Raw genomic sequence first — 13,819 nt, 5'->3', positions numbered from 1 at the left:
CATTCAAAGGCATAAGGACAATGCAAAGAGTGGTGTAAAAACCACTCTTTGCATCTTCAACAGCTGGGCCACTCGTTAGGCCCTTGATCTCATCCTCTCCGGAACATCCTCCCGCATCAGATCGCCTCGTCGAGATGCAAACTCTCGATCTTATGGTTCAGATCGGCTTCGGCTGCCTGGCGCTGCTGTTTGAGGGCGGCGAGATCTTTATTCAGGGCGGCGAGCTGGTCCTCCTGCGCATTGAGCTCGTCGGTGTAGCGTTTGGTGAGGCTGCGCTCCTCGACCGAACTCTTGAGGGCGGAGAGGTTCTCGCGCAGACGCTTCTGGTCGTTCCCGATGTCGTTGATGCTTTGCTGCTTTTCCCGGATCTGTTGGTCGATCGCGGTCATGGCGCGCTTGGCCGCGAAGACCGGTTCAAGTTGGGCGAGCAGGGCGGGGCTCGCGTTGGCGTTCTTGAGCAGGAGGCTCAATTGTTCGTCGGAGGTGTTGACGAGGCGGTAGAACTGGTTGAGCGTACGGCGCTCGCCGATGTGGAGGCGTACGGTCTCGTTGGCCTTCGTCTCGACGCGGAACCGGTAGGTGGTGGGTGTGGTCTCGGTCGGTTTGGGGTCGGAGTCGAGCGTCCAGCCCTGGAGGTGTGGCTGCTCCACGATGACGGTTCGGGCCGTGGGGGCGGCGTTTTTGACGAGGTATTCGACCTCCGAGATCTCGGCGGTGGTCTCTTTCAGTACGCCCTTTGCAATGCTGATGTGCTGTACCTTGCGCGTGTCGTGGGAGTTATCGACCGTGACCCGTACGGCCTGGTCGGCGGCGTAGCTGAGGAGGCGGCGCTCGTTGGGGTGAATGGGATCGAGCAGGCCCTCGCCGCCGAAGCTGCCGTCTTCGACGATGGTGAACGACCCGCGGTCGAGGGTGAGGTTCGAGGTGTTGGTGATCCAGAGAGCGCGCAGTGCGACGGGTTGTTGGGGAGACCATAACGTGACGCGCTCGGCGTCGATCTTGGTCTGCAGGATGGGGACGAGGGCGGATTCGTTCTTGCGGATGGTGATGGGCTGGGCGATCTTGTACTCGAAGAAGTCGTCGAAGGCGCGGGTGGTGGTGTCGGGGGCGATGGAGTCGGAGGCGAGTGCCTGGTAGGAGCTATCGAGGCCTCCGTTGGAGAAGCGGTCTTTCAGGGTGTTCTGGGTGAGACCTCCCATGACGCCGCCGGCGCTTCCGCCCGTGAATCCTGCTCCGTAGGAGCGCGGGGCCATCTTCGCCTGTCTCTGTTCACTGCTGAGCGTGATGGCTTGGGCTTCGCTTTGTGGGGTTGCCGATGGTGGCGGGGCGCCGTCTTCCTTGAGCATCGCAACCTCGCCGGATTCATGCGTTTGCGGGGTGACCTGTGCCTCCTGCGGAAGTGGGATCTCGGGGCGGCGGGAGTAGTAGGGTGTGGAGAGGGGCTGGATGAAGCTCTGTGGGGCTCCGGCGATGAGGGAGAGTTGCACGTTGAGCCAGTCGGAGCCGGTGGTGTTGTCGACGACGGACCAGCCCTGGAGGGTTGCGGTCTGCTTGGTGGAGGTCGAGTCGGTGAAGAGAATGCGGTAGGTGGACTTCCAGATGGGGACTTCGGAGATGTAGGAGACATGGAGCTCGCGGGAGCCCTCGCCGTTGTCGTGCAGGGTGAGGTGGCGGAGTCCGCTGGAACGGGTGCTGGCGAGGAGCTGGAGGTAGCGCGTGACGTCCTGGTGGAGTTCGGTGTCGAGAAGGCGTACCTGCACGGCGGAGGTGAGCTCGAAGGTGCGGATAGCGCCGGTCTCGGAGACGACGGTGAGGAAGCGTTTTTCGGCGCCCTGCGTTGCATCGTCCTTCGTGGGGACGGTGCGGACTTCGATGCTGAGGAGGCGTCCGGTGAGGGTGGGTCCGGCGCCGGTGATGTCGACGCGTGCGCCGCGGATGGCGTTGTAGAAGTCGACGGAGGAGGCATCGGCACCAAGGCCCAGCGACAGGGATTTGAGCTGCTGGTCGAGGGGCGTGGTGGAGTTGTAGCCGGCGCCGGAGATGCGTCCGCCGCCGAGGTCGATGGCGGTGAGGGACTGGAGGACATCGTTGAGTTGGGCGGTGGTGAAGTCGATGGTGACGGCCTCCGAACCGGTGACCTTGCCGGTGTGCTCGAAGAAGCCGACGCCGTTTTTGTAGAGGGAGACGCGCGTGATGGGAAGAGGAGCGATGGTGGCTGCGGCTGTGGCGGGGATGGGGCGTTTGTTCTGCACGCTGGTTTGGGCGGGAAGGAGGGAGACGGGGGCGAGGAGGAGGAAGGCTAGCGGGAGAGCTCGGCGCACGGAGGGCCTTTCTGATTGCTGGGAGCAAAGTGCTGGGAGGATAGACTCCGGCGGGTTCGTAAAGGTTCCGGAAGCCAGAAGATTTTTGCGTTCTCTTTTCGGAACGGGGTGGCGGCGGATTTTTGCATGCACCTGCCAGAGTATGCATATTCGTGATAGAAGTATTAGCCAGAGTTATGCAGGAGGTCGAAATGTTCGGGTTAACGGAAGAGCAGGAGCAGCTAAGAGCGGCAGTCAGGGCGTTTGCGGAGGGCGAGGTGAGGCCCTTTGTTTCGGAGTGGGATGAGAAGAGTGAGTTTCCGCACGCGGTGGTGAAGAAGCTGGGGGCGATGGGGTTGATGGGGGTGATCTTTCCCGAGGAGCTGGGCGGCGCGGGGATGGGGTATGTGGAGTATGTGCTGGCGATCGAGGAGCTCTCGCGGGTGGATGGGAGTATCGGGATCATTGTGGCTTCTCATAACTCCCTGTGTACGAACCACATTATGCTGGCGGGCAATGACGAGCAGAAGAAGCGGTGGGTGACGAAGCTGGCGAGCGGAGCGTGGCTGGGAGCGTGGGGCTTGACGGAGCCTGGGTCGGGTTCGGATGCGGGTGGGATGAGAACGACCGCGGTGAAGACGGACGCGGGGTGGGTGATCAACGGGGGAAAGACCTTTATTACGAATGGGACGTATTCGGACTGCGCCGTGGTGCTGGCGCTGACGGACAAGGAAAAGGGCACGCATGGCGGCGTGTCGGCGTTCCTGGTGGAGCGCGGGATGGCGGGGTTTCGGTCGGGGCGCAAGGAGAACAAACTGGGGCTGCGGGCGAGCGATACGGCGGAGCTGATCTTCGAGGACTGCGTGGTGCCGGAGGAGAATCTGCTGGGGGCGGTCGGTGGCGGGTTTCGGGATGCGATGCGGGTGCTCGACGGCGGGAGGATCTCGATTGCGGCGCTGGCGCTGGGGATGGCGCGGGGGGCTTTGGATGCTGCGTTGCAGTACTCGCAGGAGCGGCGGCAGTTTGGGAAGGCGATCAGTGAGTTTCAGGCGATCCAGTTCAAGCTGGCGACGATGGCGACGGAGCTCGATGCGGCCTGGTTGTTGACGATGCGCGCGGCGCAGATGAAGGACGCCGGGATGAACGTGACGAAGGAGTCGGCGATGGCAAAGCTATTTGCGAGTGAGGCGGCTTGCCGGATCTGCGATGAGGGCGTGCAGATTCATGGGGGGTATGGGTTCATCAAGGACTTTCCGGCGGAGAAGTTTTACCGGGATGTGAAGCTTTGCACGATCGGGGAAGGGACGAGCGAGATTCAGCGGATGGTGATTGCCCGGGAGTTGTTGCGGGGGCGGTAGGCCCGGGCTACTGGGCGATGCTGGCGACTGCGACCGTCTCCGCACTGCGTGTCTGGGTGCGACGCAAGATGAAACGGCGGGCGGGCGATTCGACGAGGAAGAAGCTGACGATGCTAAAGGCGATGGCGAGCGTGATCCAGAGGGGGACCTGGACGCGCGGGTTCGTTGGGGTGATGGGGCGCAGCTTGCATATCGATTCCTGGAGGGCTGTGACACCCTTGCGCTAGCGTGCGACGGGTTGGATTCCCGACGCGGGATTTTTAGGGAGGCTGATCAGGTTTGCCAGCAGCCGGTAGGCTCCGGGGACGCCTTCGGGGAGTTGGCGGTAGAGGGCGTAGGCGAGGTAGACGTAGGCTCCGCGGCCGGTGCGGGCGTAGAGGAGGCCTCCCTTTTGGGGATCCTGGTCGGGGTCGTGGGTCTCGGTGAGGGCGTCGAAGTGATTGTCCCAGGAGGAGGCGAAGCCGTGGCCCAGCTCTTCGTTCCAGCCCTTGAAGTCGTCCGCGGTGAGCTTGTTGGGCCAGGACATCAGAGGGGCGTTGGGTGCGAGGATCTGGACGGGCTGGGCCTCGACGACCACGTTGTGGGCGGAGTCGCCTGGGACCTCGATGGGGTAGGGGGACTGGTCGCTGCCGTAGCGGGCGGTGTTGTACTGGACGATGACGACGCCGCCGGCTTTGGCGTAGTCGAGGAGAGCTTTGGAGTTGGAGAGCTCGGGGTGGGCGGCGTAGGCGCGGACGCCGAGGAGGACGGCGTCGTATTGGGACAGGTTGGCGAGGTCGGTTACGGAGAGGATGGTGGGTTTGACGCCGAGGTTGGGGAGGTAGGCGGCCACGTCGTCGCCGGTGCCGGGGAGGTAGGCGATCTTGAGGTGCGGGGCGGTGACGACGTCGACGGCGGTGGCTTTGTAGGTGGCGGGGGTGTATTGGTTGGTGGCGGGGAGGGTGGAGTAGCCGACCGGGCGGAACCCTTCGGCGTACTCACGGCCCTCGTAGGTGACGGAGGCGGAGAGATGGACGATCGAACCGGCGACGATGGTTTTGGGGGTCACGGTGAACGTGGACTCGACGGCCGGGCCGGCGTGGGTTGCGGCGAGGTTGACCAGCGCTGGATGGATCAGGATCGGCGCCTTGTCGGTGAGGCGGAGGACGGCGGTGGCGGCGGCGGATTGGGGGGCGGCAGGTGGGCGATGGGTCGCGGTGAGTGAGTCGTCGATCTGGACAGTGGTGTGGGTGATGAGGGGAAAGGAACGTTCGGCGGGAGAGACGATCCCCGCGGCATGATTGAGTGCGACCGAGACGGGCGGGACGATGACGACGGGTTGTCCCTGCTCGGGTCCGGAGGCGTAGCCGACGATGGCTTTGATCTCGAGGGGGACGCCCTGGTCGTTGAAGGGCTGGGAGGTGACGAGGGGGAGTGGCGTGGCGGGGGCGTCGCGGAGGGCTGGGTCGGCGATGTCGTAGAAGGGCTGCTCGATGCCTGGGCGGGTGAAGTAGGGGCGGGTGGGGGGGAGGACCTGGGCGATTTGGATCTCACGGAGGGCCTCTGGCGAGGTGTGGGGTTTGAGGGTGCTCTCGATGGTTCCGGTGAGGACGGAGACGTGGGTGTTGTCGAGTTCGATGGGGTCGGGGCCGTCGTTTGAGAGCTTTACCTTGTAGAAGATGTTCTTCTGGGTGGAGAGGAGATGCTGGCCGGCTTCGGGCTGGTCGAGGGTGGCCGTGAGGGTGATGCCGTGGGCGAGGAGAAGGGCGTTGTTGAGCTGGACGCGCTTGATGCGGAGCTCATGGAGGACGTTGAACTTCTGGTCATCCGCAAGCGTGCCTGAGTCTGTTGCGACGAGAAGAGTATCGAGCGTCTTGAGTGCCTCGCGCAGGGGAGCTGCGGTGGTCTCGGGATGTTCGACGGAGAAGAGTTTCTGGGCTTCGGCGATCTTCGCGTCGATGGACTGGAGGGTGGTGCGCAGGCTGGCTGGCGCGTCCGGAGCGAGGGTGGCGATGCCGGGGAGTGAGATGTCGATGCCCTCGAAGAAGCTCTGCTCCTTGTCCTTGGCGGGGACGCGGGAGCCGTAGCGGGTGTACGGGGCGTCGTAAGCAGTGGCGCGGGGTTGGCGGGTTGCGCCCCCGTTTTGCGTCTTCTGGAGTGCGAGACCTTTGCGGGCGAACTGGAGGTAGGTGTCGCCGTCCATGCCGGGATCGCTGCTGGGGGTTCCCTCGGGGATCAGCACGTTGGCGGCGGGGGGCGTGGCCGTCCACTGTTTGGTGACGTAGTTGTAGAAGCGCGCGGGGGTGCTCTTGCCGGTGGCGTAGTCGAACATGCCTTCGGGGCCGATACGGGCGAAGGGCTGACGGGCATAGACCTTGAGGGGCGCCCAGGGGGGAAGGCCCATCTCCGGGAAGACGTTGGGGTCGGCTGCGGCGGTGAAGACCTCCTGGTTCATCTGGCCGGAGACCTGGTGGTGGCCGTGGCCGTCGGTGACGCCGCCGATCCAGGTGCTGGTGAGGACGAGCGGGCGATAGAGGCGGACGGCGCGGACAGTGTCGTAGAGGACGCGCTTGTGGGTCCACTGCGCCAGGGTCTCTTCGGGGGTCTTGGAGAAGCCGAAGTCGACGACGGAGCCGAAGAACTGATCGACTCCCATGTAGCGGTCGGCGGCGAGGAGCTCCTGCGTGCGGATGAGGCCGAGGGCGTCGTTGAAGTCGGCGGTCATGAGGTTCTGGCCGCCCTCGCCGCGGGTGAGGGTGAGCATGGCGGTGCGGACGCCTTGTCCGCGGGATTCGTAGGTGAGCATGCCGCCGTCTTCGTCGTCGGGATGGGCGACGATCATCATGAGCGAGGCGCGGGTTCGCAGCTTCTTGAGGAGTTGCGCGAGGGCGGGTGCGCCGTGGTTGATGGGCAGCGTATCGGCCAGGGCAGGTGCGGAGACCTGCTCGCCGGCGAGGTTGGCGGGGTCCGGAGTCGGCGCAGGCTTCTGCGCGAAGGCCACGGCGGCAAGCAGAAGGGAAGAGGCGACGGCGAGGCTGCGACGGCTCAGCAGTGCGTAGGAAGATTGGGGCGCCATGTTGACTAATCTCTCATAGATTGGCTCCAGAGATGGCTCGCGAGCGCTGATCCGGGGGGATGCGGCATGACGACGAGGACGACGGAGGGATGGCTTCTGGTTCTCCAGGCGGTGGATGTGGCGTTTCTTCTGTTGCATGACTGGGTGCCGCTGGGGAGGCTGAGCAACCGGCAGGCGGTGCGGGAGGTCGATTCGGTGACGCGGCTCGCCGTTTCTACGCTAATCAGTACGGTACCCTGGGCGCTTGGGCTGGGGCTCTGCTGCGTGTACTGGCATTCTCCGCGCTGGCCGCACTGGCTGGAGTCGTACCTGGTGGTCAGCTACTGCGTTCTGCTTGCGGGAGCGCTGGTTGCGTGGTGGATCCCCTACCTGGTGTGGCCGAACCCGGAGCGGGCTGCGCGCTACAGGATCCGGTTTGCGGACACATTGCGGTTTCTGCCCGAGCGCAACGGAATCGCTCCGGATACTTTGCATGTTGCCTTCCATGGGATGGTGGTGGCAACGCTTGTGCTGCTGGTCCGGCTATGAGTCGAAGGGGTTTCTGTTGCGTCTAATAGACTAGTTGTTGGGAGTCATGCCATGAACGATTTCGATATGCGACGGCAGTACCCGATGATCATCGATGCTCCTCGGGAAGAGACAGCGTCTCTTCTGGCGAAGGTGCTTGGGATCACGGCAGTTGGATTTCTGATTACGGCCTTTGGTGTTGCGACGGCTCCTGCGGGCGGCTCGCTCATCGGCTTCCTTGCGGTGATCGCGCTGGTCTTCGGCATCAACTTTACGAAGAAGCAGAACGCCGGGTTAGCGCTTGCTTTGTTCCTGGCGTTGAGCTACTTCATGGGTTGGGAGATTGGGCCGCTGGTGCAGCGGTATATGCACACCATTGGACCGGATGTGGTCTTCCGTGCTGCCGGAACGACGGGCCTGGGCATGGCCGCGATGGGCTGCTTTGCGTACCTGTTCCAGATCAACTATCGCAAGGTGTCGGCGATCGGCTTCGTGCTTCTGATCGGCTTGCTGCTGGTGGGGATTGCGAGCATGTTCTTCCACTTCCTGACGCCGGATGCGTACTCGTGGATGACGCTGGGTATCTTCACGTTGCTGACGGTGGGTGATTTTGCGCGTATCCGCGCAGGTGGGGATGGCCGCTCGGCTGTGTCGCTCGCGCTCTCGATCTATCTGGACGCGATCAACATCTTCCTGGCGGTGCTTCAGTTGATGGGTGGGGGACGGCGGCGCGACTAAGCGCCGCTCGTTTCGCTTACACTGGAGTCTATCGAGACGAACGACAATGCGGGGTTGAAGCGCACGCTCGGGCTGCGCGGCGCAGTGACGCTGAACATGCTGGACATGATTGGCGTGGGGCCGTTTATTACGATCCCTTTGGTGCTGGCCTCCATGGGGGGCCCACAGGCGATGCTGGGCTGGATCTGCGGTGCTCTGCTTGCGCTGTGCGACGGCATGGTCTGGGCTGAGCTGGGTGCGGCGATTCCCGAAGCAGGCGGTACCTACAGCTTCTTGCGCGTGATGTTTCCGGGAATCACCGGCCGTTGGCTGTCGTTCCTTTTCATGTTCCAGTTGATGTTTTCTGCGCCTCTGTCGGTCGCCTCCGGATCGATCGGGTTGGCGCAGTATGGGGCGTATCTATGGCCCGCGCTCGGTCGCCACACGGTCACTCACGCGTTTCATGTGGGCGCTTATGCCGGGTCGGTGGTGGTGGGGCCTGGGCCTCTGGTGGCGATGCTTGCGGTGCTGGTCGCAGTGGCTCTGCTCTATCGCGGTCTTGAGAAGATTGGGCAGCTCTCGTCGGCGATGGGCGTGGTGGTTCTGGGAACGATCCTGTGGCTGTTGCTTACCGGGCTGGTGAAGGGGCACATCGCACAGGCGTTTGCGTTCCCGGCGGGGGCGTTTCACCTGGATCACGGCTTCTTCCTGGGATTGGGCGCGGCGATGCTGATCTCAACCTACGATTTCTGGGGCTACTACAACGTCGCCTTCCTGGGCGGCGAGGTCAAGCAGCCGGAGCGCACGATTCCGCGCGCCATCCTGATCTCCATCGTCGCGGTGGGCCTGATCTACATCGGCATGCAGGTGGCGGTGCTGTCGGTGCTTCCGTGGCAGCCTCTGCTGGGCGCGCAGGGTGTGGATGCTCGCCGCGCGGTGGTGTCGGCGTTCATGGAGACGGCGTACGGCACACGGCTTGGACCCATGCTGGGCAATGTGGCTGCGATCCTGGTGATGATTACAGCCTTTGCCAGCATCTTCTCGCTGCTGCTGGGGTACTCGCGGATTCCGTTCGCCGCGGCGCGCGATGGCAACTTCTTCCGGGTCTTTGGACGTCTGCACCCGACGCGGGGCTTTCCGTATGTGTCGCTGCTTGCCCTGGGGGCTCTGGCGCTGGTGTTCTGCTGGTTCTCGCTGGGTGATGTGGTGGCGGCGCTGGTGGTGTTGCGCATCTGCCTGCAGTTCCTGCTGCAGCATGTGGGCATCCTGTACCTGCGGCGGACGCAGCCGGATATGCCGCGGCCGTTTCGGATGTGGCTGTATCCGTTGCCTGCGCTTGGCGGGATTGTGGGCTTCTCGTACATCCTCTTTGGTCGCGCGCACTTCGGGCGGGAGTTGATGCTGGCGGCGGTGGTGGCCCTGGTGGGGTCGGCGGTGTACTGGATGCGCACGCGTCTTGCGGCTGGAAAAGTAACCTTGACCCGCTAGTTACCCTGCCGGGTAACCAGTTACAGAACCCATACGGTACCTGCGTGCGACACAGAGGCAATCACATCTGTAATGCCTTGAAAAAAAAGAGAAAAATCACTCTGAAATGGACGGCGGATGGAATCCAAAGAGGCTCCGTTTACGCATTCCAGATGAGAGGTTTTTCATGACGCAGACACGTAGTTGGACAGAAAAGATTTATGCCTTCAGCGGAGCATTGCTGGGTGGTGTGTTGCTGATCGCTTTGCTTGGCGTTGTACTGAGTTCGCTTGGTTACGGAATCATCTGGACGAACTAGTAACCTCCTGCGTCTAATGAGCGAAGGAGATTCCGGCAGATGGTTGAGCCGCTACTCCTACGCTCCCCGGGAAGGGAATTGGAATGATCGTTCGCAGCAGCAGAGGCAATGAGATTCGTTCTTCGGAGATCACTCCGAAGCAGGCATTTCTGGAGCACAAGGCGACCAGGCGAGGATTTCTTGCCGGTGCCGGGGCAATCGGAGCCGGTTTTTTGACGCATGGCCTGATGGAACCTGCCAACCACGTGTTTGCGGGGGAGAAGCTGAACTCCGTCGCCAGCAAATACACCGTGAGCGACACCCAGACGACCTTCCAGAAGGCGACGAACTGGAACAATTTTTACGAGTTCGGTACGGATAAGACCGATCCAGCCCACAACGCCCACACGCTGCATACGCGGCCGTGGACTGTGGAGCTGTCGGGGCTGGTGAAGAAGAAGCAGACGGTCGGTGTGGATGATTTGCTGAAGTACCGTCCCATCGAGAGCCGCGTCTATCGCCATCGGTGCGTCGAGGCGTGGTCGATGGTGATTCCGTGGGACGGCTACTCGCTTTCCGAATTGATCAACTTTGCTGAGCCGTTGCCTTCGGCGAAGTATGTGCAATTCATCTCGAAGGTGGACCGGAGCCAGATGCCGGAGCTTCCGAGCGGCTACGACTGGCCGTACTCGGAGGGGCTGCGCATGGATGAGGCGATGAACCCTCTGACGCTGTTGACCTTCGGCTGCTATGGCGAGGTGCTGCCTAACCAGAACGGCGCTCCGGTGCGCGTGGTGATTCCGTGGAAGTATGGCTTCAAGTCGGCGAAGTCGATTGTGAAGATCGTCTTTACGGATAAGCAGCCGAAGACGCTCTGGAATGAGATCAATTCCAGCGAATACGGTTTCTATTCGAATGTGAACCCGCAGGTGGATCATCCGCGGTGGTCGCAGGGCCATGAGCGGCGGATCGACACGGGGTTTCTGCCGCGGACGATTCCGACGCAGATGTTCAATGGATATGCCGACCAGGTGGCCTCGATGTATACGGGGATGGATCTGAAGAAAAACTATTAGTTGATACTGGTGGCTATGCCGACTCGTTTTCTCCCTTATGCCAAGGTGCTTGTGCATCTGCTTTGCCTGGTGCCTCTGTTCGTGCTGCTGCAGCGGTATCGCTCCGGCGCGCTGGCGCTCGATGCGGATCCTGTCAGCACCATTACGCACTTCACGGGCAATTGGGCGCTTTGGCTCTTGCTGGTTTCGCTGGCGGTGACACCGCTGCGGAGGGTGAGCCCGCAACTCTCGAACCTCATTCGTTTCCGGCGGATGCTTGGGCTGTATGCGTTTCTCTACGCAACGTTGCATCTGGCGACGTATGTGTTTCTCTTCTCGGGCTACGACGTGCAGGCGGCGATGGATGGATTGCGAGCGGGGCATCCGGGTGTGGTTTGGGAGAACTTCAAGCTGATCTGGCCGACGATGCTGGGCGATGTGCAGAAGCGGCCCTTCATCCAGGTGGGGTTGTTCTCGTGGGTGATCCTGCTGCTGCTGGCGTTGACCTCGCCGACGTTCGTGCTGCGGGCGATGGGCGGGAAGAACTGGCAGAGGCTTCACTACTGGGTGTATGCGGCGGCGGTGGCTGCTTGCGTTCACTTTTGGTGGCTGGTGAAGGCTGGGGTCCGGACTCCGTGGAAGGATACTGCGGTGCTGGCCGTGCTGCTGGGCGCGCGTGTGGCGTGGAAGGCGCTGGATAACCGGCGGAAGGCCGGGCTGGTGGCTTCGCGCGCTGCTTAGGGAGTGTTTGGCTGTTCCGCACAACTTCGTCCTGGGTTTGGGGGTCTTATCCAGCAGGACGATATTCGTTCGGAGGTCTCTCCATGTCCTTGCGTGTCTTCGGGATTACAGCACTCGCCGTCGTTTTGGCTTCACCGTTGTTTGGGCAGCAGAAGCCGGCTGTCTCCACAAAGAAGAAGGCGGCACCTCCCAGCGCCAAGACCAAGCCTGCGGCCCTGGTGGCTCTTAACGAGCGTGAGAGGGCGCAGCAGATGCTGAACCGGTTCACGTTCGGGCCGCGCCCGGGTGAGGTGGACCGCGTGCAGGCGGAGGGCACGGATAAGTGGTTTGAGGAGCAGATGCAGCCGGCGTCGATTCCGGATAAAGTGCTTGATCGTAAGCTCCAGGATTTTCCAACGCTTTTCATGACTCCCGACCGCGCGTTGCTGCAGTTCCCGGATCGTGGGGAGATTGAACGAGTCGCCAAGGGACAGGTGCCGTATCCGACCGATCCTGCACTGGCCTCGATGTACGAGGTTCTGGTCTTCAAGCAGGAGGACGACAAGGCGAAGAATAAGGTCGATGCCTCGGGCAAGAAGGCCTACGACCCGACTCCGGATGAGGTGGCTGCGGAGAAGAAGGCACAGCAGGCGGATGCGGCGCGCGTAGCCGGTGTGCTCTTCGCGTTGCCGAAGAACCAGCGCATGGCAGCGCTGATCAAGATGCCGGTGGCCGACCGGATTGCCTTCACGGGGAATCTTGCGGGTGACCAGAGGAATCTGCTGCTGAACGACTTTACGCCGCGTGAGAGGGAGATCTTCCAGGGGATGGCTGCCGGTCCGGGCGGTGCTGCATACCAGATCGGTCAGGAGCTTTCGCAGGCGAAGATGGTGCGGGCTGTTTTGTCGGAGAGGCAGTTGCAGGAGGTGATGGCGGATTTTTGGTTCAACCACTTCAACGTCTTCGTGGGGAAGGATGCGGACCAGTGGTACACCACGAGCTATGACCGGGATGCGATCCGGGCGCATGCGCTGGGGAAGTTTCGCGACCTGCTGATGGCTACGGCGAAGAGTCCGGCGATGTCGATCTACCTGGATAACTGGCTTTCGATCGGGCCGGATTCGATTGCGAATGGGGGCTCGGCACCGGGGGCGAAGAAGGGCAACAAGGGCCTGAACGAGAACTACGGGCGCGAGGTGATGGAGCTGCATACCGTCGGGGTGAACGGGGGGTATACGCAGGCGGATGTGACGGCACTGGCGGCGATTCTGACGGGGTGGAGCGTGGATCGTCCGTATGGCGGGGCGGGAGGATTCCTCTTCGATCCGAAGAAGCATGAGCCGGGTGTCAAGCAGTGGTTTGGGCATGAGATCGGGTCGGCGACCGTGGCCAGCGACGGTGGGTTGCAGGAGGGCGTGCAGGCTTTGACGATTCTCGCGGCCTCGCCGAAGACGGCGCATTTTATTAGCTGGAAGCTGGCGCAGCGGTTCGTGGCGGACGATCCTCCGGCTGCGCTGGTGGACCGCATGGCGGCTACGTATATGGCGAGCGACGGGGATATCAAGGCGATTCTGCGGACGCTGGCGCAGTCGCCGGAGTTCAACTCGACGAAGTACTTTCGCAACAAGGTGAAGACGCCGGTGGAGTATCTGGCTTCGGCGTTCCGGACGACGGCGACCGATCCGACCAACCCGGGGGCGCTGGTGCAGGCTGCAAAGACGATGGGAATGCCGGTGTTTTATGCGCTTCCGCCGACGGGGTACTACATTACGGCGGAGCAGTGGATGAACTCGAGTGCGCTGGTGGACCGGCTGAACTTTGCCTATAAGCTGACGAATAACCAGTTTGGCGGGCAGAAGTTCGATTCGCCGCATGTGCTGGCGCTTGGCCTCATGGAACAGCCGGCGGCAGCGGCGAAGGTGCAGCCGGCGGTGTTCGCGCCCGGGGATGCGACTCCCGATGGCGTGGATACGGTGCTGAAGGTGCTCGAGACGACGATGATTGGCGGGGGCGTTTCGGCGCAGACGAACCAGTTGATTCACAAGCAGGTGGAGAGTCAGGCGGCGCTGGGAACGGGGGATCGGCTCAATCTGTTGACGGCCCTGGTGATGGGGGCACCGGAGTTTCAGTTGCGATAGGTCGGACCACCCGCGTCAAAAGTGGTATGAAATCGCTGCTTGTGGGGCTGTCGGCGTATGTATGGTCTTCTAAAGATCTTATGCGGTGGCGATGCGGATTTGCCCATGTTTCACCAGCTATGTGTTGGTCGGTGGACTGTGGGCGGATGCGGGGACGATGTGGACCTTCGGCGGTGATCGTGCGTTGTGGGCAAAGTGGTATGG

10 protein-coding genes are annotated in these 13,819 nt (G+C 62.4%); 8 read left to right on the top strand and 2 right to left on the bottom strand.

Features of this window, described 5'->3' with window-relative positions:
• Positions 1-116 precede the first annotated feature (116 nt).
• Positions 117-2,321: a DUF4139 domain-containing protein gene (locus tag BM400_RS18615; RefSeq protein ID WP_175529140.1), complete on the bottom strand. Its 2,205-nt coding sequence runs from the start codon at positions 2,319-2,321 to the stop codon at positions 117-119.
• Between the two features lie 191 nt (positions 2,322-2,512).
• Here BM400_RS18615 and BM400_RS18610 point away from each other — a divergent pair, with 191 nt between their 5' ends.
• Positions 2,513-3,658, top strand: coding sequence for an acyl-CoA dehydrogenase family protein (locus tag BM400_RS18610; RefSeq protein ID WP_089843897.1), 1,146 nt, complete (start codon positions 2,513-2,515; stop codon positions 3,656-3,658).
• A gap of 223 nt (positions 3,659-3,881) precedes the next feature.
• Here BM400_RS18610 and BM400_RS18600 read toward each other — a convergent pair whose 3' ends face one another.
• Positions 3,882-6,713 (bottom strand): PIG-L family deacetylase, encoded by a 2,832-nt coding sequence (locus BM400_RS18600; RefSeq protein WP_175529139.1) that lies wholly within the window; start codon positions 6,711-6,713, stop codon positions 3,882-3,884.
• A 66-nt stretch (positions 6,714-6,779) separates the two neighbouring features.
• Here BM400_RS18600 and BM400_RS18595 point away from each other — a divergent pair, with 66 nt between their 5' ends.
• The 7 genes from BM400_RS18595 to BM400_RS18570 all read left to right on the top strand — a co-directional run bounded on the left by BM400_RS18595 (position 6,780) and on the right by BM400_RS18570 (position 13,615).
• On the top strand, positions 6,780-7,241 hold the full coding sequence (locus BM400_RS18595) for a hypothetical protein (protein WP_175529138.1): 462 nt from the start codon (positions 6,780-6,782) through the stop codon (positions 7,239-7,241).
• Between the two features lie 51 nt (positions 7,242-7,292).
• Positions 7,293-7,958, top strand: coding sequence for a Bax inhibitor-1/YccA family protein (locus BM400_RS18590; RefSeq protein ID WP_089842524.1), 666 nt, complete (start codon positions 7,293-7,295; stop codon positions 7,956-7,958).
• Positions 7,959-8,012: 54 nt separating this feature from the next.
• Complete coding sequence (locus tag BM400_RS18585; RefSeq protein ID WP_245782025.1) at positions 8,013-9,425, top strand: APC family permease; 1,413 nt, start codon at positions 8,013-8,015, stop codon at positions 9,423-9,425.
• Positions 9,426-9,591: 166 nt separating this feature from the next.
• A complete protein-coding gene (locus BM400_RS22870; protein ID WP_281245523.1) occupies positions 9,592-9,723 on the top strand; it encodes a hypothetical protein in 132 nt (43 codons plus the stop codon).
• Positions 9,724-9,806: 83 nt separating this feature from the next.
• Entirely contained in the window at positions 9,807-10,778 is a 972-nt protein-coding gene (gene msrP / locus BM400_RS18580; protein WP_089842521.1) for a protein-methionine-sulfoxide reductase catalytic subunit MsrP, read from the top strand.
• A 15-nt stretch (positions 10,779-10,793) separates the two neighbouring features.
• Positions 10,794-11,498: a protein-methionine-sulfoxide reductase heme-binding subunit MsrQ gene (locus BM400_RS18575; RefSeq protein ID WP_089842518.1), complete on the top strand. Its 705-nt coding sequence runs from the start codon at positions 10,794-10,796 to the stop codon at positions 11,496-11,498.
• Positions 11,499-11,581: 83 nt separating this feature from the next.
• Positions 11,582-13,615, top strand: coding sequence for a DUF1800 domain-containing protein (locus BM400_RS18570; protein WP_089842515.1), 2,034 nt, complete (start codon positions 11,582-11,584; stop codon positions 13,613-13,615).
• The last annotated feature ends 204 nt before the right edge of the window (positions 13,616-13,819 follow it).

This window comes from Granulicella pectinivorans, assembly GCF_900114625.1.
Classification (GTDB): Bacteria; Acidobacteriota; Terriglobia; order Terriglobales; family Acidobacteriaceae; genus Edaphobacter; species Edaphobacter pectinivorans.
This window is presented reverse-complemented; position numbering and strand designations above follow the sequence as displayed.